The sequence below is a fragment of the Yersinia sp. 2540 StPb PI genome (genome assembly GCF_052217165.1).
Classification (GTDB): domain Bacteria; phylum Pseudomonadota; class Gammaproteobacteria; order Enterobacterales; family Enterobacteriaceae; genus Yersinia; species Yersinia enterocolitica_E.
In genome coordinates, this window is the sequence record NZ_JAZGQC010000001.1 from 917,241 (window position 1) to 943,390 (window position 26,150).

The following is a 26,150-nucleotide window of genomic DNA, read 5'->3' on the forward strand; positions in this document are numbered from 1 at the left end:
AAAGTGTTTAGTTTGAGTGAGGCGAAATAAGTGATTAGGTGGCCATGAGCATTATTGTTATTAATAATACTCATGGTCTGCCCGATTAGTTCAACTCAGTTGCGGTTTTGCTGGGTGTTGCCACCGCAAGAGACACGCCTGCGGCCCTAAGCCGTTTTAATATGCTGAATAACAAAGAGCTTTTGGTATTACTGACCATTCGTGGACTGGGGACCAGACCGGTCACACTGAGGACAATACCGTCCGGGCTTAACTGACTGAATTTCACTGATGGAGCCGGGGTATCAAGTATCGACTCGTGTTCTTCATAAGCTTCTATCAACAGTGCCTGTGCCAGTTCAACATCCAAATCCAGCGGGAAGGTCAGGGCAATGGTCACCACCCCTTGAGCATTAGCCATGGTGGCGTTACGCACATTCTGCGAAATCAATTGGGAGTTCGGGACAATAACTGTTGAGCGGTCACTGAGTTGGATCTCGGTAGCGCGAACATTGATGCGGCGAATGTCCCCTTCAACCCCACTGATACTGATCAAATCCCCCACTTTGACTGGCCGTTCGGTCAGCAAAATAATGCCGGAAATAAAGTTCTTCACAATCTCCTGCAAGCCAAAGCCGATACCCACCGACAATGCGCTGACAATCCAGGCTAATTTATTCCATTGGATGCCCAGTACCGATAAGGTCAGTAGAATCACCAGCACGTAACCGATGTTACTGAAAAGCGTTACCGCCGAGGTCTTTATACCGGAATCCATCTGGGTTTGTGGCAAGAACTCATTATTCAGCCAACGCCGTGCGGCTTTGAGCACGTATAAGCCGACCAGTAAGCAAACCAGCGCATTAAATAAGTTAGTGGGAACAATATTTAATTTTTCCAGCCCTTCGCCACTTAATAACTCTACCGCTTTTTGCAGTAGTGAAATCGGGGTAGTGGAACCAAAGGTGCCATTAAGTAATGCGATAATGGCCAACAATATCAGCAGTACTTTGCTGGAGGCGGAGAGTAACGTTGCGGCCTGGGCCAAATGGCGGTCATCAATATTCAGTGATTGTTTAATGGCTTTACCGGCGCTGCTGGTGGGCGAGAAAATGCTTTCCGCCAAATCAACACACAGATGAACTAATAAATATAAACAGGCGATGACCAGACAGCTCCACACCAACTTGTAACTTAAGAATTTCGCCAGTGCGATATAACCGACTAACAATGACAGTAATATGGCTATTGCCGTAATGCCGATGGCGAAATGAATCAATCCCGCCAGCGTGGAATAGGCTTCAGGTTTTTCGCCATTTACCACCAGATTACGCCGTACCCGATTAGCACGTAACGGAATAATCGCCGCAGTAAGCGCCACCAGCAGCGCCGAAATACCATTACTAAAAATGGCCCCAGACACACTGATATTGATCATATTGTTCATCTGATCAAGGGCACCAAAAATCATGATGCAACTGGCTAGCAGAGGGGGGAATAGTCTCAGTGATGTGGCCACTTCATCAGCGATGGCAGGCAACCGCCATGAGGGGCGTTGGTTGGATAAAAATGCCCGCCCAAGGCCCGCGATTAAAGCTGAGAAGAACATGAGCTGAACAAATGCCAGCGCAAAATCCATCACTACCTGTGAGACATCCGGCGTGCGGGTAAAGGTTTGAGTGATACATTGCGCCACTGTGACGGTGATCAACACCGTACAAAGCGTGGTGGCTGAGGCCATAAAGCTGCGGCGTAGCGGGCCTGGTGGTAAGCATTTGGTACAAAACCAGGCGGTCAGCACATCGAGAAATTTAAAACCAAATATGCTGATTAAGAGTGCTAGCAGCAGATACATCGTGGTGCCGAAACGCCATTCGGGTTCCCAGGCGGCGCTCCAGGCATCGGCCAGTTCTTGGGTAAAATCTTTCAGTCGGCGGTCATCGTCAACATTGGGATTGACGATCGGTGCCCAGAAGTTCGCCCCCAAAATGCTGCCAGAATTTAAGGCAATTTGTGATTTCAACGCGGTGCGCCGTAACGCGATGATCTGTGTTGCCAGGTTTTCCGCGTTGGTTTTGATAGCTTGGGCCTGATCATTCTGGCCATCTAACTGGATTTTACGGGTATTCAATATCCGCCGCTGCTGGGCGACTACCGGGGTCTCTGCCAATGCTCCGGCGGCAGGTAACGGGCCTAAAACCTCCAACTGTGTTTGCAGTTGTTCCCGCTTGGGCTTCAGGTCGGCTATCAAGATATCAGCATCACGCGCCAGTGCCAGTGCGGTCTCGTTTAGCACACTCAACTGGTTATCGGAGGTACTGGCAGAGACACTCTGTTTCAGCTTATCCAACTGTTTTTGTAGGCTAATCAGTTGTACTGATACTGCCGGTTTTACTGGCGCCTCACTGTTTTCAGCCGCAGCATCTGATGCTATGGCGGCAACGCTGGTACCTGATATTGACGCAAAAATAAGCGTTAGCAGCAGCCACAGCAGCGGATAATTTCTACGTGCAACAACGTACCCAATCTTTTTCATAAAACCGATCAGCCTGAAAGTGAGTGCCACAATTAACCCAAAAATCCGATAGGTGTGCTGTTAAAGCCAGCCTGACCGCCATTGTGGCACATTCTGCACGTTACGGAATAATCTTACTCCGATAATTACTCCTCCCTCTCAAATGATAAAGATAATAATTATCATTGAAATTAACACTCTCATTTAATAGATTGTGCGCTGAACTTATGGACCCACGATATGTGGCACGCAGGCAATATTATTGCGCTGTGAAATAGCAATGGATGCTGGTTATAACCATCTATTTTATATGCCTAATTATCTGGGGAAGATAACTATGTTTTCGGTTTTTGTAATAAAGCGTTCTGCTGTTTTATGTTCATTGGCGATGTGTATTCCTTTCGCTTCGCTGGCTGAAGATACGATAGAAGTCACGGCCAAAGCAGGTAATGCTGCTGATCTCCCGACCTCGGGCTACACCGCGACAACCACCAAAGGGGCGACTAAAACGGATCAACCCTTAATTCTTACCGCCCAGGCGGTATCGGTGGTGACGCGTCAGCAGATGGATGACCAAAATGTCGCTACGATTAATCAGGCGCTGAATTACACTCCTGGCGTGTTCACCGGTTTTTCCGGCGGAGCCAACCGCTATGACACCATCGCACTGCGGGGTTTCCATGGCGGTGATGTGAACAATACCTTCCTTGATGGTCTGCGCTTACTCAGTGACGGCGGCAGCTTTAACGTGTTGCAAGTAGACCCGTGGTTCCTGGAGCGCATTGATGTCATCAAAGGCCCCTCTTCGGCACTGTATGGTCAGAGTATCCCCGGCGGTGTGGTGATGATGACATCTAAACGCCCACAGTTTACTTCTGAAGGCCATTTCCGCCTGACGGCCGGTAATAACAATACACAAGCGGTTGCCTTTGATTATACCGATGCTATATCCGAGCATTGGGCGTTTCGCCTCACCGGGATTACCCGTAACAGTGACACCATGTACGACCATCAGCGTGAAGAACGCTATGCCATCGCACCCTCATTATTGTGGCAGCCGGATGAGAATACCTCTTTGTTATTGCGGGCTAATTTGCAAAAAGACCCTTCTGGTGGTTACCACAGTTCGGTGCCGGCTGATGGCAGCATCTATGGGCAGAAATTAAGCCGTGGCTTCTTTGATGGCGAAAGTAACCACAATGTATTTAAACGTTGGCAGCAAATCTATAGCTATGAATTTTCACATAAATTTGATGATGTTTGGTCATTCCGCCAGAATGCCAGTTACACCCATTCCAATACTCAGTTAGAACAGGTTTATCAGGGAGGATGGAATAGCGATCGCACTCTGATGAATCGCTATTATTCCGGTGAGGATTCCTCGCTCAACGCGTTTGCTATTGATAACCAACTGGGTGCTGATTTTGCTACCGCCGCAGTTGAACATAAGGTGATGCTGGGCTTTGATTTCCAGAAGTTCAGCAATAATCTGCGCAGCGACAGCGCTTTTGCGACCACACTGAACCCTTACACCGGTATTTCGGCGGGGAGCACGCTTTATAGCGATTATCTGCTGACCACTCCGGGCATCAACACCTCCTATTTAAACCGCCGCTATGAACAGAGTGGCATCTATTTGCAAGATGAAATGACGCTGGATAATTGGCACCTGAATCTATCAGGCCGTTATGACCGGATGAAAACTGAAAACATTAATAAGACTGCCAATAGCACCGATGAACGTACCGATAAACATGCCAGTGGGCGCGCGGCATTACTGTATAGCTTCGACAGCGGCATTTCACCCTATGTCAGCTACAGTCAGGCCATCACGCCAAGTCTGTTCCCGGATGCCCAACAAAACTTATTGAAACCGATGACCAGCGAGCAGTATGAAGTCGGTATCAAATATCAGCCGCCGGGCAGCACTTCACTCTATTCCGCCGCTTTATATGACCTGACACAAAATGATGTGGCAAACCGTGCCGTGCCGGCGACCTATTTTGTGCCAGCCGGTAAAGTTAATTCACAGGGGTTGGAACTGGAGGCCAGAAGCCAGGTTAATGACCGGTTAAGTGTGATTGCGGGCTATACCTATAATCGGGTGAAATTCAAAGATGCTATTGATGGTAATGATGGCAATACACCAGTATTAGCGCCGTCAAATATGGCATCACTGTGGGCGCAATATGAAGCAGGTTACGGCATCAATATTGGTGCGGGTATCCGCTATATTGGCAAGCAGTGGGCTGATGATGCTAATACTTTGCGCGTCCCCTCTTATACACTGGGCGATGCCTCTGTCCGTGCTGATTTAGGCACTTGGGCTGCGTCGTTGAAAGGGGCATTTGTTCAATTGAATGTGAATAATATCGCCGACAAAAAATACGTCGCAGCCTGTTACAACACCTCTTATTGCTACTGGGGTGCTGAGCGCTCAGTGCTGGCAACCGTCGGTTATGATTTCTAACTAATAATACTGGCTTCGGTACGGTATTACACCGAAGCCAGTCTATTCAGCTTTAAGCTTATTTACTGCCATGAGAACCCTAACTCAGCGCCAGAACGGGCGGCTGTAATCCCGTTTGATATCATCCCGGCTTAGGCCAATATCCTTTAATTGATCTGAATTCAATCTTGACAGTGTATTCGCGGTTTTACGTCGTTCATTACACTGGTATAGGTATCTGTATGCTTTCAGCCACACTTGAATAAAAATATTGTGGCGGCTTTTCGTTGCTCGAGCAGCCGATAAACAACATTCATCTATTTGATCTTCAATTATATTATTCATCATCGACTCCCCGTCATTAGGTGAGCCACTAGCATGAAACTTTGGCGAAAAACATTACAGATGCAAATGGGGACTATTATTTCCATACAGATATGCGATATATAAACTGAATGGTACAAATAAGCGCCATCTGTACTGGTCCCACTCAATTTATCAGGTGATATCAATGACTCGTTACCAACAACTGGCTGATATTCTTAGTCAACGGATTAAAGAGGGGCTGTATATTGCAGGGGAGCGGCTGCCTTCTGTCAGAGTATTGAGTGACGAGCATGGTGTCAGTATCAGTACCGTCCAGCAGGCTTATCGGCAGCTGGAAGAGTGCCTGCTAATTGAAGCGCGCGCGAAATCGGGCTATTTCGTGCGTTGCAGTTCAAACCTGCCTTCCTTACCGGCGACATGCACCCATGCCCAGCGGCCGGTAGAGGTATCACAGTGGGAAAATACGCTGGCATTTTTGACCAGGGGCGATCAAGCGAATGTTATCCATTTGGGCGTCGGTTCGCCCGACCTGTCTGGGCCAGGACTAAAAATACTCAGTCGATTGCTTAGCCGAATTAGCCTACACCAAAGCGAGGAAGTGCTGGAGTACGACAATATTTATGGTACCCCGGTTTTGCGTGAGCAAATTGCCCGGCTGATGCTGGATAGCGGTAATCATCAGTCGGCTGAAAATATCATTATTACTTCTGGCTGCCATGGCGCATTGGCTATCGCATTGGGGGCGGTTTGTCAGGCCGGTGATATTGTTGCTATCGATTCCCCCAGTTTTCACGGTGCGATGCAAACCCTGAAAGGGATGGGAATGAAGGTGATTGAGATCCCGACCGATCCGGTGGTGGGGATCAGTCTGGAGGCATTGGAAATGGCACTGGATCAATGGCCGATCAAAGTGATTCAGCTTACTCCAACCTGCAATAACCCTCTGGGTTACAATATGCCGGACGAACGCAAGAAGGCTTTACTGACCTTAGCTCAGCGCTATGATGTGGCGATTATTGAAGATGATGTATATGGCGGGTTGGCTTATCAATATCCGCGCCCACCGACCATTGCCTCATTTGATGATGATGGTCGGGTACTGCTGTGCAGTTCTTTTTCTAAAACGGTGGCACCTGGTTTACGCATTGGTTGGATTGCACCGGGGCGCTATTTAGAGAAAGCGCTGCACATGAAATATATTTCTGCCGGGCGGGTGGCGTCGTTGCCACAACTGGCGATGGCTGAGTTTATCAAGCAAGGGCATTACATGCAGCACTTGCGCCGGATGCGCCGCCAATATCAACGTAACCGCGATATTATGACCGGTTGGGTAATGAAATACTTTCCACCGAGTACCTGTCTGAGCAGGCCGCAGGGCAGCTTTATGCTCTGGGTCGAATTGCCTCATGGATTTGATAGCTTGCGGCTTAATCGCTGCTTATTACCACAGGGGGTACAGGTTGCCGCTGGGTTTATTAGTTCAGCTTCAGGGAAATACCGCAATTGCCTGCGGCTCAGCTACAGCAAACCAATGACCGCAGAAATCGAACGGGCAGTGCAAATTGTTGGTAAGGCAATTTATGAATTGTTGGCTGATGCAGAACCGCAGGTGGTGTTAGAAAAGCAAAGCTAGCCTTAGACGGGTGAGGTTAATGACAAAGTGCCGGCGGTGCAGAGAATAGGCAGATGGTAAAATCGCCCTTGGTGGTTCGAGCTGCGCCATCCCAGGCGCGACGTTTTACTCTTTTGCCTATTCTCACGGCTTCAGATCGCATCATCGTGATTTGTCGGCAGTCTGACTGGCCGCTCGCTTTGAGCCTCGCAATGTGTATCATTTACTGGCGCAGATAGATCTGTGGTAGTGCGGTTTCAGGGTGGCGTGAAATCCCCAAATCTGCCTGATACCAGCGAGTCAGCGTCTCGGCATTGAGCACTTCCGCTGGTGTGCCACAGGCCACCAGTTCGCCCTGTGCTAGCAGCAAAATACGATCGGCATAGAGTGCGGCCAGATTCAAATCATGTAACACGCAGCACACCGCCAAGGGTTCTTGGTGGGTGAGCTGGCGCAATAGGCGCAGGGTATGCTGTTGATGATACAAATCTAATGCGGAGGTCGGTTCGTCAAGGAACAACCAGCGTGGTGTCGGTTGTGGTTGCCACAATTGTGCTAATACGCGGGCTAATTGTACCCGTTGTTGCTCACCACCAGACAGTGCGCGATAGTCACGCTGTGCCAGTGACAAACAGTCCGTTTGAGCCATTACCTCTTCTACAGCTTGCCTATTTTGTGCCGCGCCATAAGGGGCACGGCCCATCTGAATCACTTCGCTAACACTAAATGGAAAAGCCAGACTGCTGTATTGCCGCATGACTGCACGGGTACGGGCCAATTCCTGTGGCTGCCAGCTCTTCAGATCTTTGCCGAGCAATTGGCACTCACCATCAGAAGGGGTGAGGTAACCGGTTAACAAGCGCAGCAGGGTTGATTTCCCCGCGCCATTCGGCCCGATAATAGCTACCATTTCGCCGCTGGCAATTTGTAGCGAAACATTCTTGATTAGCCTCTGGCCCTGCACATGATAGGCGAGCTGATTAGCCTCCAATAACGCCGTCGGTGTTACTGCCTGATTAACCCCAGCTATATTAAGCCCTGCTATATCAACCACTGAGTTGCTCCCGCTGACGTAAAATCAGCCATAGAAAATAAGGGCCACCCAGTAGGCTGGTTATCAACCCGACCGGCATTTCAGCCGGGGCGACTAAGGTACGGGCCAGAGTATCGGCGGTCAGTAATAGACAAGCCCCACCCAGTGCGGCACCGGGCAGCAACCAGCGGTGGTCAGCACCGATACGCATGCGGATAAGATGTGGCACGACCAGCCCGATAAAACCGATAACTCCACTGACAGCCACCGCGGCACCGATCAAGATGGCGCTCAGTAATAGCAAACGCAGCTTGGCTTGGCGTACATTAACACCGAGGTAGTGTGCCTCTTCATCTCCTAGCTGCAACAGATTTAACTGACGCGCCTGTAATAATCCAAGAACACAGGCGGGTAGGATCAAAGAAGCCGCCACCATCAGTGTTGACCATTGAGCCTGGCCTAAACTCCCCATACTCCAGAGTGAGAACTGGCGTAATTGCTGGTCATCACTGATATAAGTCAGCACCCCGACCGCCGCACCACACAGCGCATTAATGGCGATACCAGCCAGTAGCAGGCGGGATAAGTTGCCATGGCCCCAGCGGCTGAGGGTAAAAATAATGGCTGAGATGGCCAGGCTGCCAATAAACGCGCCGACCATATGACTGTAAAGTGCTAATAGTGGCGGCAGGCTGAATGGCATGACAATAATTAGCCCGACGCACAAAGCGGCACCACTACTGATACCCAATAGGCCGGGGTCAGCCAGCGGGTTACGGAATAACCCTTGCATGATGGCACCGGAAACCGCCAGCGCGCAGCCGACAACCACCGCCAACAACACGCGCGGCAGGCGGATATTCAGCCAGATATGCCACATGGCATCATCTAATGATGCATGCCACAAGGTACGGAACGAGAGTGTCAAAGCCCCCATATTGGCCGAGCCGAGTGCTAATAAGATTAGAACCATCAGTAAGATGCTCAGCATCAGGCGTGGATGGATACGGCAATTCATTGCGCTTGTTCCATGCCTTTGCGCAGCAGCGTCAGCACTTGCGGCGTTTCCAAGCCAAAGCCAAGTAATGCCATGTCGTCCACCACTAATAGGCGCTTATGTTGACCCGCGGGTGTCAGGGCTATACCGGGTAATTTCCAGACCCCCTCATTGCCACCCAGTGCTTTCACACCGGCACTGGTAATCAGCAATAAGTCTGGCGCACTGGCGATAACCCCCTCTTGTGACAGTGGGCGGTAGCGGCTAAAGCCTTGCATGGCATTGCTACCACCAGCGGCACGGATCATGGCATCTGCGGCAGTATTTTGACCGGCAGCCATCGGTGTCAGGCCACCGTGACTCATAACAAACAGCACTTTTACCGGCAGTGGCGTACTGCTCACCGCAGCTAAACGTTGTTGGTAGTCCTTAATCAGTTTTTGGCCTTGTTCTGGCTGATGAAGCGCTGTGGCGACCGCACTAATCTTCGCCGTTACACTTTCCGGCGTGGTTTGTCCCGGTACGGTAACCACGTTAACCCCGCTGTCGGCAACCTGTTTGAGTACCAATGAGGGTTGAGCCAGTGCGCTGACCAACAGCATGGTCGGTTTCATCGCCAAAATCCCTTCGGCATTGAGCATTCGCATGTACCCCACGTCAGGCAGCTTCTGCACTGCCTGCGGTTGTAGACTGGTGCTGTCACGCGCCACAATCTCGCCACCAGCACCGAGTGCATAGGCGATTTCTGTTACATCACCACCAATGGTGACAATACGTTCTGCGGCGAATGTATTTAGCGGCAGAATACCGGCGCTCAGTGACAGAATGAAAGGGAGTGACAGCAGCCTTAGTCTCATGCAGCGATATCCTTATTGATCAGGCGGGCAATCTGCTCACGCCATTGATTTTGTTCTGATTGCCCTTCGGTGCGTTGGCCATAAAGTTGAGCAAGTTGGGTACCATCGGCGGCAAACAGTTCCAAACTGGTGACAAACCCATCTTTGGTTGGTTTACGGGTGATCCAGCTTTCAGCAATAGCAGTTTCAATCAGATGCAGCGTAAAGCGTTTATTGAAAACGTTAATCCAGTCTTGATGCGGGGCCACTTTCTCAATTAAACCGGTGAAAATTTGCACGCAGCCGCGGTTACCCACAAAAATCATGATTTCGTTCTGATCCTGCTGGGCGATATTCAGTAGTTGTGTCAGTGAACGGTTATCAACACGATAGGCGAGATCATCCCCGACGGCGCGGAATGCTTGCTGGCGGGTCAAATTATTGCGCTTAAGCAACTGGAAGAATTGGTGTACATCGGTCATGGCACGCCATTCGGTATCCACGGTGGCATCATCAACTGTTGGCTCGGCCACTTCAGGTGTACTCAGTACTTCTAATGGCAACGCTGGGTTTTCTGTACTGATAAACTTCGCCAGCACGGCTTGCCAAGCCGCCCTATCCGTCTGTTCAGTAGCATAGACTTTATGTAACGCATCACCCTGCTGGTCAAAGAACTGGATACTATGGCGCACGCCGTGGCGTGTCTCTTCTGACAGTGTGAATGCACTGGTCCACTGATTGAGGAACAACCGCAAATCCAATTCACGCGGGTTAAGGATTAAACCCGCATGACCGTTCAGATGTTGATTCTGGTAACGGCCCATCTGCTCATGCACGGCATAGGTGTTGCGGGTGATAGCTTTGGCTTCCCCCACCGTCTCCAATGCGGCCAGTAGGGTGCGGGCATCACCTTGTAAGCGTTTTGCATCATGACCCACACGGCTATGAGTCAGTTCCGCTTCTGAAATACCCATTAGTGTCGCTAAATCACGCGCGTATTTGCCTGGGTTATCCGCTTTGGCTTGTATGTACTGCTCATATATAGATTTGCTCATTGATGACATCCTCGTTCTATTGATTTTTTATATGCAGGTGACAGCGTTAAATGATAATCCGGTAATCCATAAATTGGATTACCGGATGAGTAGTTTCAGACTATCTTTTTTTAATGAATTACCACTGGTAACTCACAAATAGCTTCGCGTTGCGGCCATCTTGTGGCACGCCTTGCGGCGCGTAGTACTCTTTGTCGAATGCGTTGCCCAGAACCACGGTCGTGGTGACACCTTTCAGTTGTTCCTGGCCTTTATAGCTGACATAGAAATCATTGAGACCATAACCGGCCTGACGTTTACCGGTGCTTAACGGTTTGGAGCGGTCAGCAAATGTGGCAATCCAACCCAGCGCGAAACCACTGCTGGCAACCGGGATATCCACTACGCTGGTGACGGTATCCGGGTTAATGGATTCGAGCCATTCATTGGTACTCTGATTTTTACCCCGGGTACGGTTATAGGCCAGATCCCAGTTAAACAGGGCTGTTTTGTAGCTCATGGTGGCATCCCAACCCCAAATTTTTGCCCGCTCGATATTCACTGATGTGGTGGTTGTGCGCGAGACAGTCATGTTGATGTAGTCTTTCGCATTGGTATCGAAGTAGCTGGCCTTGAATTGCAGGTCATCTTCAGCCATTAGCAAGTCATTGAAACGCAGGCCGAATCCGTACTCTTGGGTTTCATTAGTTTCCGGTTTTAGATTCGGATTGGGTACCCAGTAGTTGCCGGGGAAATGCCGTGAATCGTTGTACATCTCGCCCATAGTTGGTGCGCGGAAAGCTTGGGCATAGGAGCCAAACAGCATCAACCAGTCAGTGGGGGTAACACTCACTGCGCCGCGTGATGACCATTTGTCGGCATCGACGTCAGCATAGCCTTCGCTGCTGCCGCGATAGTTGTCATAACGGGTACCGGCTAAAATGGACACTGGCAGGTCGCGCAGGGTGATTTCATCTTGTAGCCAGCCGGAGCCAAACCGGATATCTGCTTGTGGGAAGCTGGTCGTCGCGCCTCCCGGCGTCTGCTCTTGTTTATAGGCTTCTGTGCCGTAAGTCAGCAGGTGTGATGCAACGCTGTCGGTAAACAAACGCGTCCGGTTTTCCAGCTTTCCGCCTTCCGTGGTTTGTTTACGTCCCTCTTCGGCTGAACCTTGTGGCCGTGCATTGATTTCCACTTCAGAGTAGTAAACCCGTGCGGTGGCATTCAACCACTCCTGATCCAGTGGCTTAAGGTGGTAACTGAGTTGGGCATCACGTTGGATCGTTGAACGATTGGTTATGACATTGCCACTGGAAGCCGCACTGGTTTGTGGATTTTTGGGTTCTATTGCGTTGTTGTTGTAATAGCGCAGATTAGCACTCAGTGACTGAATCGGGTCAATATGCCAGGTTCCTTTTGCCAGCACATTACTGATGGTTTCGTCATTTGGTGCATCAAAACCATTACTCTGACGGATATTGCCGATATCACGGGTACCGAAGGAGAGAATGCCATCAACATCATCGGTGCGGCCATAGGCACTGGCACCCAGGCCGAAACTGTGATCACCGGTAGCCGCAGAGCTGTAAACGCGGTAACCGGTATTTTGGCCCGCTAACAGCAAGTCAGCGGCATCGACAGTTTCAAAAGAGATAACACCACCTAATGCGCCACTGCCGTACAGCAGGGCAGATGGGCCACGCACCACTTCAACACGTTTCACCAGTGCCGGATCAAGGAAAGTGGCGTTCAGATGGCCGGTATCGGTACCTTGGCGAATACCATCAACCAGAGTCAATACACCTTGCTTACCGTAGCCACGTAGTGTCACATCCTGGCCGTTGACCCGCCCGCTGCCGGTGACGGTCAGCCCCGGTATTTTGCGCAGCATATCTGCCGCAGAGGTGGCGGTCTCGCTGGTCGGCGAGGTACCTTCAATCACGGTTACCATCATCGGTGCTTCAAAGCTACTGCGCTCATTACCTGTTGCCGTAACCACCATGGTATCGGTAGTGTGTTTTTTACTGCTTGTCGGCGTGGTAGTGGTATCAGCCGCTTGAACGGCCAAAGGCAGTGTGCAAGCGATCGCCAAACTGAGTGGGGACCAGCGGAAACGGTCAGAAATGAAACGAGGCATGTCGGCAATTCTCCATATTTTCTATGCGAATAAAACAGATATATAGGTTGCTGGCTGCCTTGATTCGAGAATCTGGGTGGCTTGCTATCCCCTTCGTCTTTTGATGCTACAGCAGTATTAGCGGCCCGTTACTCGGCCCTCGCCTCTGTACGGCTGCTGTTTTGCTGTAATACCCATGACGTGGGTTCTGTGTATGTTTATTTGGTCAGTATTAGTTTGCCGGCCTTGGTCTGGCGCAGTTGATAGTGTTCGCCTTGATGGACGATAAAGGCGACACCGTGTTCTCCCAGCAGTTGTTCGCTGGTGACAGACAAGGGCTTACTTGCTGTCGGATACTCGACAGCAGGTTCGTCGTTCAACCTCGGTGTTTTATTCAACTGTGTGTCCATATATTTAGCACTGAAATGATAACGAGTATCAATATAATAAGCATTATCATGTATGATCGAATGTTACATCAAGACATATTTATTGTTAATTGATGTTTTAGTTAGCGAACTAAGCTTGGCTCGACAAGCGCATAAGTTTGATGCCAGCGCCATCCGGGGCTCAAGGCCGATAATGGTTGAATCAGGCAATCGCACGCGGGTCAGTAGTTGGTTTGGCTGGATGGACGAGATAATCGCGTAGCTGTACTTAGCCAAAAAACACCCGCAGCCACCACGGTCTATGGCCTTCTGACGGCACTGGCAGAAAGTGAAGAAACTAAATATAATGAGGTCATACATTAACCAGAATTATATTAAGGAGGATTACTATGTTGACCCGTGAATTGTTTCTTTATTCACTCGTCTTTAGTGATCGTGATTGCTCAAGCGTTACCGGTATCGTGCTGCGATAACTTGCTTGAGCGAAGCTAACTAACACTCTGACAACTTCCCTCCGGCTTACCGGTTATCGTCGGCTTTATTGACGATAGGCATCTCTATGCCTGTAAAACTTGAGTAAGCAATGACCACATTACTTTCTGCAAAATCTGTCGGTTACGACAACACTTTCGGCCCACTGCTGGCTGAGATTTCCTTCGGCCTGAAAAAAGGTGACCGCATTGGTTTGATAGGCCATAACGGTTGTGGAAAAAGCACTCTGCTGAAAATCCTCAGCGGTGATCTTCCCGCCACGGCCGGTACTATCACTACCGCCAACCAGTGCCTGATGGCCCGGGTTGAACAACATCTCCCCGCCGCTTTAGATGATTGTACCTTACTGGATGCGGTGCTCAATCATCTCCCCAATAGCCTGCATCAACCAGAACGTTGGCAAGCAGAGGTTTTGCTCGTCAGCTTGGGGTTTGATGAACCCACTTGGACGCTGACTGCCGGTACGTTAAGTGGTGGTCAGCATACGCGTCTGTTGCTGGCACGAGCACTGATCCGCCAGCCAGATTTGCTGCTATTGGATGAACCCAGTAACCATTTGGATTTACCTACCCTGCTGTGGCTGGAGCAGTTTCTCCTGAATTGGGGTGGCAGTTTTGTACTGGTTTCACATGATCGCAGTTTGCTGGATCGTGTGACCAACTGTACCTGGATTTTGCGTGACAAAAATCTGCAATTTATCCGCCTGCCATGCACTCAGGCACGGCAGGCATTGGCGGAGAAAGATATCTCGGACAGTCATCGCCGTTTAGCCGAACAGAAGGAAATTGATCGGGTAGCGAAAAGCGCCAAGCGACTGGCCATCTGGGGCAGCGTGTATGACAACGAAAAACTGGCGCGTAAGGCTAAACAAATGGAGAAACAGGTCGATCGCCTCAAGGATGAGCAAACTCAGGTCACCGCCGGTAATCAGTGGCAATTGCGCCTAAATGGCGAAGCTCTGGCGGCAGACCGAGTGCTGGCACTCTCAGATTTACGGGTTCGACCAGCGGCTCAGGCACCGGTGCTATTTGAATTGGCACAATTTCGGGTCAAAAGCGGTGATCGCGTTGCATTGGTAGGTCGCAATGGCTGCGGTAAATCTTCTCTGTTGCACTGCCTATGGCGGGCCTTTAGCCAACCAGAGACCGCCGACGTGGGAGTGACGTTCCACCCTAAAGTACGTGTGGGCTATTACGACCAAAGTCTGCAACAACTGCGTGATAAAGACACTCTATCCGAGGCTTTAGCCCCCTTTGCACCCTTGACCGAAGATCAGCGAAAAATGGCGTTGATCGGTGCCGGATTCCCCTATCTTCGGCATCAGCAGCTGGTTAGCACCTTGAGTGGTGGAGAGCGTTCACGCTTGTTATTTATCGGCCTGACACTGGCTAACTATTCATTGCTACTGCTTGATGAACCGACTAACCATCTTGATATGGAAGGTAAAGAAGAGCTGGCAAATACGCTGAAAACCTTCAGTGGTGCGGTGTTGCTGGTTTCCCATGACCGTACATTGATTGAACAAAGCTGCAATCGTTTTTGGTTAATCGATAAGCAGCGGTTGGAAGAGTGGCACCATCTAGAACCGGTCTATGCCATTTTGGCCGATAAACCTGCATCAGTTTCTGTGCCCGCCTCCACATTCGAACCTGAGTCGATAATGTTAGTGGAAAGTGAAGAAGAGCAGTTGTTGGCTGAGTTGTTGGAATTGGAAAGTAAGCTGAAACAGGATCTGGCACGTAAGTTCAAGCATCAGAAGCCAGAGCTGCAATGCCAGTGGCGACAACAGATAGCGCAATTAAACACCTTACTTGATTTGACGTAATGCTCAAGCCGCAAGGATGCGGCTTGTTTTTGTGGCAGGGCGAATCGAACTGAGCAAGCCCATTTTAGATTATAAAAACTAATCCAAATTGTAGAGTGTCGACCGCGTTGCATTTTTCGAAACAAACAACTGGTTGGAAGATCAACTCCGCGTCTTTTTGCTGCAATCATCACATTAATGCAGTTTTTTGTGTCGTAGCATCCTGCCAAGCAAAATACATAATTCTTAGGAATTTTAATCTGCAAGGCTATGAAAGATGAAAATTTACAGTGACTTACCAATAACTATCAATGATGTAATTGATGCACAAAAACGATTGAGAGGGCATATCTACAAAACAGGATTAGCGAGGTCGAATTATCTGAGTGAGCGCTGTCATGGCGAGATTTATCTGAAGTTTGAGAACATGCAACGTACCGGGTCATTCAAAATTCGCGGTGCATTCAATAAGCTCAGCTCACTCAGCGAAGAGGAGAGAAGGCAAGGGGTTGTGGCTTGTTCGGCGGGTAATCATGCGCAAGGGGTTTCTTTATCCTGTGCCATGTTGGGGATTAACAGCAAGGTGGTGATGCCAAATTGCGCCCCTAAATCAAAAATTGCGGCGACCAGTGAATATTCTGCACAGGTGGTGCTACATGGTGAGAATTTCAACGATACCATAGCAAAAGCCAGTGAAATTATTGAAATGGAACACCGTATTTTTATTCACCCTTTCGATGATGAAAAAGTGATTGCTGGTCAGGGCACTATCGGGCTGGAAATACTCGAAGATCTCTATGATGTCGATAATGTGATTGTCCCTATTGGTGGCGGTGGATTAATTGCCGGTATCGCGCTGGCAATTAAATCTATTAATCCAACCATTAATATTATTGGCGTCCAGTCAGAGAATGTTCACGGCATGGCGGCATCTTATTATAGCGGCAGTATTACTAATCATCGTAAAACCGGTACGCTTGCCGATGGTTGTGATGTGACTCGCCCAGGTACGTTACCTTTTGAAATCGTCAAAACATTGGTTACCGACATTGTACTGGTCAGTGAAGATGAAATAAGAAAAAGTATGATTGACCTTATTCAGCGTAACAAGATTATTACCGAAGGTGCAGGTGCATTAGCATCCGCAGCATTATTAAGCGGCAAACTAAAAGATTATATCACCGGCAAAAAGACCGTCAGCATTATATCAGGCGGCAATATTGATTTATCGCGCGTATCACAAATAACGGGATTAGGCAGTATTTCGTAAAATATATTAATAAGGAATTTATTAATGGATATCGATAATGCTATTACAACCACTACCGCAATCGAAACAAAAACGTGGCGCAAATCAGATACAACCTGGACTTTGGGATTATTTGGCACAGCAATAGGGGCAGGCGTTTTATTCTTTCCAATCCGCGCAGGTTTCGGCGGTTTAATTCCTATTTTAATTATGTTGGTGTTGGCTTATCCGATTGCCTTTCTCTGTCATCGGGCATTGGCGCGTTTATGTTTATCTGGCAGTAACTGTTCAGGCAATATTACGGAGACCGTGGAAGAACACTTCGGTAAAACCGGTGGTGTGGTGATTACCTTCCTCTATTTTTTCGCAATTTGTCCGTTGTTGTGGATTTACGGCGTAACCATCACCAATACCTTTATGACCTTCTGGGAACATCAACTCCAACTGGCTCCGCTAAACCGTGGTGTGGTGGCGCTGGCGTTGCTATTGCTGATGGCTGGGGTGATTTACTTCGGTAAAGACCTGATGGTTAAGGTGATGAGTTTTCTGGTATTTCCGTTTATTACTTGTCTGGTATTAATCTCACTCTCACTGATCCCTTACTGGAATGCCTCGGTTATTGAGCAGGTGGATTTGAGCCAGATTTCTCTGCTAGGACACGATGGCATACTGGTGACGGTGTGGTTGGGTATTTCCATCATGGTGTTCTCTTTCAATTTCTCGCCGATTGTCTCTTCTTTCGTGGTCTCAAAGCGTGAAGAATATGAACCGGAGTTTGGCCGGGATTTTACTGAGAAAAAATGCTCTCAGATTATTAGTAAGGCCAGCATGTTGATGGTGGCTGTGGTGATGTTCTTTGCCTTTAGCTGCCTGTTTACGCTGTCGCCGCAAAATATGGCAGAAGCTAAGGCACAAAATATTCCAGTGCTGTCTTATCTGGCAAACCATTTTTCTGCCATGTCTGGTAGCAAATCGACTTTCTCCATTACGCTGGAATATGCCGCTTCACTGATTGCGCTGGTCGCTATTTTTAAATCTTTCTTCGGACATTATCTCGGTACGTTGGAAGGTCTCAATGGTCTGATTATTAAGTTCGGCTACCAAGGCGATAAAACTAAAATATCCGGTGGCAAGCTTAATCTGGTCAGTATGTTTTTCATCATGGGATCAACCTGGGTGGTGGCTTATCTCAACCCGAATATCCTTGATTTGATTGAAGCCATGGGGGCACCAATTATCGCCTCACTACTGTGTCTGCTGCCTATGTACGCCGTTCATAAACTGCCTTCTCTGGCCCGTTTCAGAGGCCGGCCAGAAAACTATTTTGTTACCCTCGTCGGTCTGCTGACCATCTTCAACATCGTCTACAAATTAATATAAGTACGGCGCTTAAAAGTCCGTGTTTTGCCCAAAAAATACGGGCGGAGTAATCACATGACATTAAATCCTACAGTTTTGGTTATTAACTGTGGTTCATCATCCATTAAATTTTCAGTGCTGACCGCCGACAATTGTGACGCGGTAATCTGCGGGATTGCCGACGGTATTGGCACTGAAAAACCTTTTTTGCGGATTGATAGAGTCACTCAATTTCAATTGGCTCAATGGAATTATGTTGATGCATTGGCAGCGATTGCCGATGAGCTGGAAAAGCGTGGCCTTAATAAATCAATTTCGCTGATTGGCCACCGTATTGCCCATGGTGGTGAAATATTCAGTGAATCAGTGCTGATTGATGATTGGGTGGTGGAGGAAATCAAAAAGGTTTCGCCACTGGCTCCGCTGCATAACTACGCCAATTTGCACGGCGTTGAGGCGGCACGCCAGCTATTTCCCGGCATTAAACAAGTCGCCGTATTTGATACCGGTTTTCATCAAACATTAAAACCGGAGGCTTATCTCTATGCGCTACCTTACCGCTATTTCCGCGAACAGGGGGTACGACGTTATGGTTTTCATGGCACGTCGTATCGCTATGTGGCAGGGCTTGCCGCGAGTTTCTTCGGATTTGATGGGAGCGATTGCGGCCTGATTATCGCTCACTTGGGGAATGGTGCATCTGTCTGCGCGGTTCAGGACGGCAAAAGCGTTGATACATCGATGGGCATGACCCCATTGGACGGATTGGTCATGGGAACACGCAGTGGTGATGTGGACTTTGGCGCACTGGCATATCTGGCGCGCCAAACCGGGAAAAGTCTGGAAGATCTGGATCATATGCTTAATAAGGAGTCCGGTTTATTGGGGATCTCCGGTCTGTCTGCTGATATGCGGACGCTGGAGAAAGCCTATCACGAGGGGCATGAAGCGGCGCGTCTGGCGATACATACTTTTGTGCACCGCCTTGCACGCCATATTGGCGGACATATCAGTTCGCTGCGCCGGTTCGACGGCCTGATTCTGACCGGGGGAATTGGCGAAAACTCATCACTTATCCGTCAGTTAACGCTGGAGCATCTGGCCGTTTTTGGTATCGACATCGATCACGGTAAAAACAACCGGCTACAGCATGGAACCTCTCATGTCATCACTACCGCCCGCTCACGGGTCGTTGCCGCAGTTATCCCCACCAATGAAGAAAAAATGATTGCGCTTGATGCGGTCCGCCTTGGTTATGCACAACAGAGCGCAGCGGTTCCCGAGGCTGTTTTTTGACCCTAAAGCCCATGAAATCACCAGCTATATTCTGTTTATTGGAGTTTGTTCATGAAGATTGATGTTGATGTAAATAATAAAAAATATGCCGATGCATGGCTCGGATTTAGCGGGAACAATTGGCATAGCGAAATTAATGTCAGAGATTTTATCCAGCAGAACTATCAACCTTATGAAGGTGATGAGTCGTTTCTCTCCGGCGCCACCCCTGCGACCCAAAAATTGTGGGAGCAGGTTATGGAAGGGATTCGTTTGGAGAATGCGACTCATGCGCCGGTAGACTTTGATGATGATATTGCCACCACCATCACTGCCCATAAAGCGGGTTACATTGAACAACAGCTGGAAAAAATCGTCGGGCTACAGACCGATAAACCTCTGAAGCGCGCGTTACATCCTTTTGGCGGTATCAACATGGTGCAAAGCGCATTTGACGCCTATGGCCGTGAGATGGATGCCAACTTCAAATATATCTTCACTGATTTACGTAAAACCCATAATCAAGGCGTGTTCGATGTTTATTCGCCTGAGATGCTGAAATGTCGTAAATCCGGCATTTTGACCGGCCTGCCGGATGGCTATGGGCGAGGGCGTATTATTGGCGACTATCGGCGTATTGCACTGTATGGCATTGCCTATCTGGTGCGGGAACGTGAGCTACAGTTTGCCGATTTACAGCCACAACTTGAGCAAGGTATTGAGTTGGAAAGTGTGATTCGCCTGCGCGAAGAGCTGGCTGAGCATCGCCACGCGCTGCTGCAGATTCAAACCATGGCCGCTCGCTACGGTTGCGATATTTCAGGACCGGCCAAAAATGCTCAAGAAGCTATTCAGTGGCTCTATTTTGGTTATCTGGCCGCGGTGAAATCGCAAAATGGTGGTGCGATGTCACTGGGCCGCACCGCGACATTCCTCGATATTTATATCGAGCGCGATTTAGCCAACGGGGTGTTGAGCGAGCAGCAGGCGCAGGAGCTTATTGATCACTTCATCATGAAGATTCGCATGGTGCGTTTCCTGCGGACACCTGAGTTTGATTCACTGTTCTCCGGTGATCCGATTTGGGCCACGGAAGTGCTGGGCGGAATGGGCTTGGATGGCCGAACCTTAGTGACCAAGAATACCTTCCGTTATCTCAATACGTTGAAAACCATGGGGCCAGCGCCGGAGCCTAATTTAACCATTTTATGGTCGGAGGCGTTGCCACAGGCATTTAAGCGTTATGCGGCCAATGTCTCGATTCAGACCTCTTCGTTGCAATATGAAAATGATGATCTGATGCGGCCAGATTTTAGTAGCGACGATTATGCGATTGCCTGCTGTGTTAGCCCGATGGTGATCGGTAAGCAGATGCAATTCTTTGGTGCGCGCGCCAATCTGGCTAAAACGCTGCTGTATTGCATCAATGGTGGCATGGATGAAAAGCTCAAAATTCAGGTCGGCCCGAAATGTGCCCCGATGACCGATGACGTGCTGGACTATGAGCGGGTGATGGCTAGCCTCAACGTGTTTATGGATTGGTTAGCGGTGCAATATATCAGCGCCCTGAATCTCATCCATTATATGCATGACAAATACAGCTACGAAGCGTCACTGATGGCACTACATGATCGCGATGTTTATCGCACCATGGCCTGCGGTATCGCCGGGCTTTCGGTAGCGGCGGATTCGCTTTCAGCCATTAAATACGCCAAGGTTAAACCAATCCGTGATGCCGATGGGCTGGCTGTCGATTTTGCCATTGAGGGCGAATATCCTCAGTACGGTAACAACGACGAGCGTGTCGATAGTATTGCTTGTGATTTAGTTGAACGTTTTATGAAGAAAATCAGCAAGCTGCCAACCTATCGCCATGCAGTGCCGACGCAGTCAATTCTGACTATTACCTCTAATGTGGTGTATGGACAGAAAACGGGTAATACCCCCGACGGCCGACGCGACGGTATGCCATTCGCACCAGGTGCTAACCCTATGCATGGCCGTGATCGCAAAGGGGCCGTGGCATCACTCACCTCTGTCAGTAAGCTGCCGTTCAAATATGCCAAAGATGGGATTTCTTACACGTTCTCGATTGTCCCTGCGGCCTTGGGCAAGGACTCGGCGGTGCGTAATAATAATCTGGTCGGCCTGCTGGATGGTTATTTCCACCATGATGAGTCGATGGAAGGTGGGCAGCATCTTAATGTCAATGTCATGAATCGCGACATGCTGCTGGATGCCATCGAACATCCAGAAAACTATCCAAATCTCACCATCCGTGTTTCTGGTTATGCCGTACGTTTTAACGCCCTGACGCCCGAGCAGCAGCAGGATGTGGTCTCCCGAACCTTCACCAACACGTTATAATTGTTAGCCCCTCCCTAACAAGAGGGGCCAATAGCTTATCTCTGCGTATTTCGCACTTTAATCCGGTTTTACGTTGCTGTGATAATGACATCGCTTCGGTCCCCGGAATCACCTGATGATGCAGTTTGATGTGGTGAATTGCGCGTTTTAAAGTCATCTCTCAGCAAATTCGAGAATTAAAATCAGAGAGTTAGAATCAAGCTGACGACAAAACCATTACTTCATTCGTACGTGTTTTACACTAATATTGAAATCCGAGAATGGATTATCTTTAAAGCTTATCACCCTCTGGTTCTCAGTGAAAATACGTGCAGTATAGTGTGACAAATATAATAACCTGTTGAGGAGGCAATTTCTTAATCCTCCTGATTTTAGGATGTAAAATTAAGCTGCTGATAATCCATCCTTATTTCTGTCAGAGAGTATACTTCACATGATCGAAGTGCTTTTTTTCTGCCCGATAAACAAAATGGATTTTTTGTCAAAAATGTCAAAATAATTTTTTGATCGACTAAAAAATGATTATATCTAAACTTTATATTTATTTTGCCGATAACTCATTATCAACTGGATGATGGCTTGATATTGTCGTTGTGTTAGGCGAGATAGGGTGGTTCATCATATGACATTATGAAGATAATATTATTATCTTAAGGGATACTTATGTTGCCAACATCTCATGATAATATAAAGATTGAATTTTTATTTGGTGGGTTTATATTTTTAATTGCATACTTTTTTGTGTTCATATTTAATTTAAGTGAGGTGCTGTTTCCCTATTTGTCAAAATATAAGAAATATAATCTAGATGCGGTTTTTATTGCACTAAATGTCACCGGATTGCTGGGGTTTATCTATAGCTCATTGCGAATAAACAGAATGTCAAAGGAGATAGCGAAACGTATTGAGGCAGAAAAGAGCATCAACTGGATGTCTAGCCATGATATCTTAACGGATCTACCTAACCAAAAATTTCTCGACTCTTATATTTCACGTTCTGCTAAGAATAAAGATGCACTAAATCATGTAGTTCTAAGTATAGAGATTAATAAGTTTAAAGATGTCAACGATCTGCTCGACTACGACCACCGAAATGAAATATTTAAGCTGGTTGGACAACGCCTCTCTTATATGTTCCCAGATAATGTCTATAAATTACGCGGTGATGAGTTTTTGGTATTAAAGTCAAATAAAGATAAAACGGACCTATCATTGCTGGGCGAACGCATAGTGAAGACTATTTGCAGCCTTATTCAAATTGATGGTTTTACCTTTAATATAGCCGCCAATGTTGGTATCTCCCGCTATCCTGAAGATTCTGGCGATCTTCGACAAGCTATTCAGCAATCGGCCTGTGCTTTGTACATTGCTAAGAAGGCCGGTCGTGAGGAAGTCCGAGTCTTTACTCCCTTGATGCAGAATACACTTTTATCCCGAGCCCAACTTAAGAGTGATTTTAAGAAAGCGTTGGCGAGTAATGCATTCTCTGTCTATTACCAGCCGTTAGTGGACCTGAGGACCGAAAAAACAGTCGGTTTTGAAGCCCTTGCGCGCTGGGAGGTCTCCCCAGGCAAATTTATTTCCCCTACTCTATTCATTCCTCTGGCGGAAGAGATGGGTAAAATCTCTGAGCTGACGGAGCAGTTGTTTCGGCTAGCCTGTCTCGAAACATTAAGCTGGCCTGCTCATCTGGTACTGTCATTTAATATTTCCCCGATACTGCTGTGTAATAAGCAACTGAGCACGCGCATCATGAGCGTCATGAATGAGTTGGGGCTGCCCGCAGATCGTCTGGAGGTAGAAATCACGGAAAGTGCACTTTTTCAGAATGCCAATGTAGCCCGATTTACGCTTAAAAAACTCAGGGATGAGGGAATAAAAATTGCGTTAGACGATTTTGGTACCGGTTACTCCAGTCTTTCTCAGCTTTGCAACTTCTCATTTGATAAGTTAAAGATTGATAAGAGCTTCATCGATACTTTCCAACACAATGAAAAAAAAGAAAAAATTGTACGTGCCATTATCTCATTGGCCAGTTCTTTGGGGGTAAAAGTCACCGCTGAAGGTATCGAACACACCAGTCAACTTGTGCGTCTACAGGATATTGGGTGTGATATTGGCCAGGGATATCTGCTTGGTATGCCCGCAGCGAAAGCGGTCCTATATCCGGTGGAATCCTTATTGATTTATAAATTTTCTCCAGAAATCGCTGAGAAAGAGAGCGCATAAAAACAGAGGGTATACCGCTGAGGTATTGGCAGTGTGCTGTGGGAGTATGAGGGGGAATCATTGAGGGTACGCTGCGCCCTTCGCTGACAGGCAGCGAAGGGCGGTAACATTAAAACTTAGTCCAACCGCCCTGTTCTGCGACTAATGCGACACTCTTAACTCGTGTCTTTGGCCTGAGCAGAGGGCCTGTTGAAACGCCAGGTGCCTTTCCTTTGATTTTAAATACCGAGACAATTTCTGTTAGTTGACGAGCCTGCTCTTCCAACGAGGCAGCAGCAGCAGCGGATTGCTGCACTAAGGCGGCATTTTGCTGCGTGACGCTGTCCATTTGAACCACCGCAGAACCAATTTGGCTGATCCCTTTACTCTGTTCGGTCGAGGCTGCGGCTATTTCGCTCATAATGTCATTTACGTTGCTGACTGAGCTCACGATTTTGTCCATCGCATCACCTGCTCGCGTCACCTGTTCAGACCCGGATTTAATATTTTTAACTGATTCATTGATCAGCACATCAATCTCTTTTGCTGCCTGTGCGCTGCGTTGCGCCAAATTTCTCACTTCACTGGCGACAACGGCAAATCCACGACCTTGTTCCCCTGCTCGCGCTGCCTCGACAGCGGCATTTAACGCAAGAATATTGGTTTGAAACGCAATACTGTTGATGACGCCAATGATATCGACGATTTTATGTGAGCTGCTGGTAATTTTCGTCATGGTGGCAATGACGCCACTGACAATTACGCCGCCCTGTTGTGCTTCCCGAGTGGCCTGGTTCGCCAGTGTACTTGCCTGGCCGGCATTATCTGCATTCTGCTGAACGGTTGAACCGAGTTGTTCCATGCTGGAGGCGGTCTCTTCCAGCGCCGAGGCTTGTTCTTCAGTTCGGGAAGACAAATCGGTATTTCCGACTGATATCTCACTAGAACCCCTGTAAATCGAATCCGCACTGTTGCGGATTTCAAACACCGTTTTGGCCCAGTTATCCTGCATCTTGTTAATATAAGGAATTAACTGGCCAATACAGTTTCTACCCTGATCTACGATGTTGTGGTCAAGTACGCCTTGTGCCAGAGATTCAAGATGAGCTTTTACTCTGTTCAAAGGCTTAACGAGAAAGTTAACCAGATAGCGGTCGGTTGTCACCATGATAAGCACACTGATTAATAACGCACTGACGAGGATATATTGACACCACACTAGCCATTGGGAAATCCGCTGATTTGCTTCTTCATTTAGGGATATAATTTTTGCGTTGTATTTGTCTATCGCTGCACTGAAGTTCCGTCTTAACGGAAGATATTTACCTGTTTTTATTACTTCAAAATTGTTTATATTTTTTTCTCTTGCTGATTCAAACATCGGCAAAACTGCACTGTTATAGAGATTAAAAGAACTGTTATAAATATCATCTATTGTGGTTGAGTCAATTTTCCCATGATCAATAGTTTTAAATTGACTGAGCCCATTTTTAAGGCCGTCTAATTCGGTAAGGGTTGCCTTCATTTCAAGATCGAAAACCCCTGTGTCATTTTTCGCCATTGCTCCCATAGCACGTTCCATCGCTGTTGTCGCGCGGTAGTATTGTGCATTGGCACTATTAATAATATCGCCATTTTGCTGCTGAGTATGGGTTACACCTAGCTCTTGGTTTAATTGCTTAAGAGAGTATAAAGCAAAGCCTGATGCCCCGGCCCACAACAGTGAAAACACGATGAGAATGAGTATAAGTGCCGTTCTTATTTTAATATTTCGTATGAATCTCATGTTATTAAACCTCAAATGTCGGACACGGGAAAGATACCTTGGAAAGGCAGTTAATAACTAATTTCGGTGTCTATAAAACAGTTGAGTAAATTGTTTTATATTTCATCTTTATTATTATCGGCGGTTGAGATTTTATCTTGAGTTGTTTTTTTGGTTATAGAGTAAATAATGCGTTTTTAATGAAGTGATAAAAGTATATTTATACATTAGGCTATCAAGATTAGACCTATTAGCTCACTTGATTAAATTGTTTGGTTATAATTAGTACAATAAATAAAAGGTGAAATACTCATGTTTATCATGATCTAATGTGGTTTATTAAA

17 protein-coding genes are annotated in these 26,150 nt (G+C 47.9%); 8 read left to right on the top strand and 9 right to left on the bottom strand.

Annotation, left to right across the window (positions count from 1 at the left end; all coding sequences use genetic code 11):
- Positions 1–85 precede the first annotated feature (85 nt).
- Positions 86–2,545, bottom strand: coding sequence for a DUF3772 domain-containing protein (locus V1956_RS04165; protein ID WP_372559969.1), 2,460 nt, complete (start codon positions 2,543–2,545; stop codon positions 86–88).
- 286 nt (positions 2,546–2,831) lie between these two features.
- Between V1956_RS04165 and V1956_RS04170 the strand changes: the two genes are divergently transcribed.
- Entirely contained in the window at positions 2,832–4,964 is a 2,133-nt protein-coding gene (locus V1956_RS04170) for a TonB-dependent siderophore receptor (RefSeq protein WP_372559968.1), read from the top strand.
- A gap of 84 nt (positions 4,965–5,048) precedes the next feature.
- Here V1956_RS04170 and V1956_RS04175 read toward each other — a convergent pair whose 3' ends face one another.
- Positions 5,049–5,291 (bottom strand): DUF1127 domain-containing protein, encoded by a 243-nt coding sequence (locus V1956_RS04175; RefSeq protein ID WP_420074318.1) that lies wholly within the window; start codon positions 5,289–5,291, stop codon positions 5,049–5,051.
- A 163-nt stretch (positions 5,292–5,454) separates the two neighbouring features.
- Here V1956_RS04175 and V1956_RS04180 point away from each other — a divergent pair, with 163 nt between their 5' ends.
- Positions 5,455–6,903, top strand: a complete 1,449-nt coding sequence (locus V1956_RS04180) for an aminotransferase-like domain-containing protein (RefSeq protein ID WP_372559966.1) — start codon at positions 5,455–5,457, stop codon at positions 6,901–6,903.
- 202 nt (positions 6,904–7,105) lie between these two features.
- Here V1956_RS04180 and V1956_RS04185 read toward each other — a convergent pair whose 3' ends face one another.
- From V1956_RS04185 to hemP, 6 genes are all read right to left on the bottom strand, one after another.
- Positions 7,106–7,912, bottom strand: coding sequence for a heme ABC transporter ATP-binding protein (locus V1956_RS04185; RefSeq protein WP_442825779.1), 807 nt, complete (start codon positions 7,910–7,912; stop codon positions 7,106–7,108).
- A 16-nt stretch (positions 7,913–7,928) separates the two neighbouring features.
- Positions 7,929–8,933 (bottom strand): FecCD family ABC transporter permease, encoded by a 1,005-nt coding sequence (locus V1956_RS04190; RefSeq protein ID WP_083161071.1) that lies wholly within the window; start codon positions 8,931–8,933, stop codon positions 7,929–7,931.
- A complete protein-coding gene (locus tag V1956_RS04195; RefSeq protein WP_420070995.1) occupies positions 8,930–9,769 on the bottom strand; it encodes a heme/hemin ABC transporter substrate-binding protein in 840 nt (279 codons plus the stop codon). Before V1956_RS04195 ends, V1956_RS04190 begins: the two co-directional genes overlap by 4 nt.
- The gene (locus V1956_RS04200) at positions 9,766–10,803 is read right to left on the bottom strand and encodes a hemin-degrading factor (protein WP_442824833.1); all 1,038 of its coding nucleotides are present in this window, start codon (positions 10,801–10,803) and stop codon (positions 9,766–9,768) included. Before V1956_RS04200 ends, V1956_RS04195 begins: the two co-directional genes overlap by 4 nt.
- Positions 10,804–10,921: 118 nt before the next feature.
- The gene (locus tag V1956_RS04205; protein WP_442824834.1) at positions 10,922–12,919 is read right to left on the bottom strand and encodes a TonB-dependent hemoglobin/transferrin/lactoferrin family receptor; all 1,998 of its coding nucleotides are present in this window, start codon (positions 12,917–12,919) and stop codon (positions 10,922–10,924) included.
- 197 nt (positions 12,920–13,116) lie between these two features.
- Positions 13,117–13,308, bottom strand: coding sequence for a hemin uptake protein HemP (gene hemP / locus V1956_RS04210; RefSeq protein ID WP_083161063.1), 192 nt, complete (start codon positions 13,306–13,308; stop codon positions 13,117–13,119).
- Positions 13,309–13,870: 562 nt separating this feature from the next.
- Here hemP and V1956_RS04215 point away from each other — a divergent pair.
- The 6 genes from V1956_RS04215 (at position 13,871) to V1956_RS04240 (ending at position 24,062) form a co-directional block, all read left to right on the top strand.
- On the top strand, positions 13,871–15,604 hold the full coding sequence (locus V1956_RS04215) for an ABC-F family ATP-binding cassette domain-containing protein (RefSeq protein WP_372559962.1): 1,734 nt from the start codon (positions 13,871–13,873) through the stop codon (positions 15,602–15,604).
- A gap of 256 nt (positions 15,605–15,860) precedes the next feature.
- On the top strand, positions 15,861–16,853 hold the full coding sequence (gene tdcB, locus V1956_RS04220) for a bifunctional threonine ammonia-lyase/L-serine ammonia-lyase TdcB (RefSeq protein ID WP_372559961.1): 993 nt from the start codon (positions 15,861–15,863) through the stop codon (positions 16,851–16,853).
- A 24-nt stretch (positions 16,854–16,877) separates the two neighbouring features.
- Complete coding sequence (gene tdcC / locus V1956_RS04225) at positions 16,878–18,212, top strand: threonine/serine transporter TdcC (RefSeq protein ID WP_372559960.1); 1,335 nt, start codon at positions 16,878–16,880, stop codon at positions 18,210–18,212.
- Between the two features lie 54 nt (positions 18,213–18,266).
- Positions 18,267–19,487, top strand: a complete 1,221-nt coding sequence (tdcD, locus tag V1956_RS04230; RefSeq protein ID WP_420070990.1) for a propionate kinase — start codon at positions 18,267–18,269, stop codon at positions 19,485–19,487.
- Between the two features lie 51 nt (positions 19,488–19,538).
- Complete coding sequence (gene pflB, locus V1956_RS04235) at positions 19,539–21,833, top strand: formate C-acetyltransferase (protein WP_442824835.1); 2,295 nt, start codon at positions 19,539–19,541, stop codon at positions 21,831–21,833.
- 663 nt (positions 21,834–22,496) lie between these two features.
- Positions 22,497–24,062, top strand: coding sequence for a putative bifunctional diguanylate cyclase/phosphodiesterase (locus tag V1956_RS04240; RefSeq protein WP_442824836.1), 1,566 nt, complete (start codon positions 22,497–22,499; stop codon positions 24,060–24,062).
- 109 nt (positions 24,063–24,171) lie between these two features.
- Here V1956_RS04240 and V1956_RS04245 read toward each other — a convergent pair whose 3' ends face one another.
- Positions 24,172–25,827: a methyl-accepting chemotaxis protein gene (locus V1956_RS04245; RefSeq protein WP_372559956.1), complete on the bottom strand. Its 1,656-nt coding sequence runs from the start codon at positions 25,825–25,827 to the stop codon at positions 24,172–24,174.
- Positions 25,828–26,150 lie beyond the last annotated feature (323 nt).

Bases quoted from the DNA above. Each gene is read 5' to 3' on its own strand.
- V1956_RS04170 (WP_372559968.1), top strand. From the start codon at position 2,832: ATGTTTTCGGTTTTTGTAATAAAGCGTTCTGCTGTTTTATGTTCATTG.
- V1956_RS04175 (WP_420074318.1), bottom strand. From the start codon at position 5,291: ATGATGAATAATATAATTGAAGATCAAATAGATGAATGTTGTTTATCG.
- V1956_RS04180 (WP_372559966.1), top strand. From the start codon at position 5,455: ATGACTCGTTACCAACAACTGGCTGATATTCTTAGTCAACGGATTAAA.
- V1956_RS04190 (WP_083161071.1), bottom strand. From the start codon at position 8,933: ATGAATTGCCGTATCCATCCACGCCTGATGCTGAGCATCTTACTGATG.
- V1956_RS04195 (WP_420070995.1), bottom strand. From the start codon at position 9,769: ATGAGACTAAGGCTGCTGTCACTCCCTTTCATTCTGTCACTGAGCGCC.
- V1956_RS04200 (WP_442824833.1), bottom strand. From the start codon at position 10,803: ATGAGCAAATCTATATATGAGCAGTACATACAAGCCAAAGCGGATAAC.
- V1956_RS04205 (WP_442824834.1), bottom strand. From the start codon at position 12,919: ATGCCTCGTTTCATTTCTGACCGTTTCCGCTGGTCCCCACTCAGTTTG.
- hemP (WP_083161063.1), bottom strand. From the start codon at position 13,308: ATGGACACACAGTTGAATAAAACACCGAGGTTGAACGACGAACCTGCT.
- V1956_RS04215 (WP_372559962.1), top strand. From the start codon at position 13,871: ATGACCACATTACTTTCTGCAAAATCTGTCGGTTACGACAACACTTTC.
- tdcB (WP_372559961.1), top strand. From the start codon at position 15,861: ATGAAAATTTACAGTGACTTACCAATAACTATCAATGATGTAATTGAT.
- tdcC (WP_372559960.1), top strand. From the start codon at position 16,878: ATGGATATCGATAATGCTATTACAACCACTACCGCAATCGAAACAAAA.
- tdcD (WP_420070990.1), top strand. From the start codon at position 18,267: ATGACATTAAATCCTACAGTTTTGGTTATTAACTGTGGTTCATCATCC.
- pflB (WP_442824835.1), top strand. From the start codon at position 19,539: ATGAAGATTGATGTTGATGTAAATAATAAAAAATATGCCGATGCATGG.
- V1956_RS04240 (WP_442824836.1), top strand. From the start codon at position 22,497: ATGTTGCCAACATCTCATGATAATATAAAGATTGAATTTTTATTTGGT.
- V1956_RS04245 (WP_372559956.1), bottom strand. From the start codon at position 25,827: ATGAGATTCATACGAAATATTAAAATAAGAACGGCACTTATACTCATT.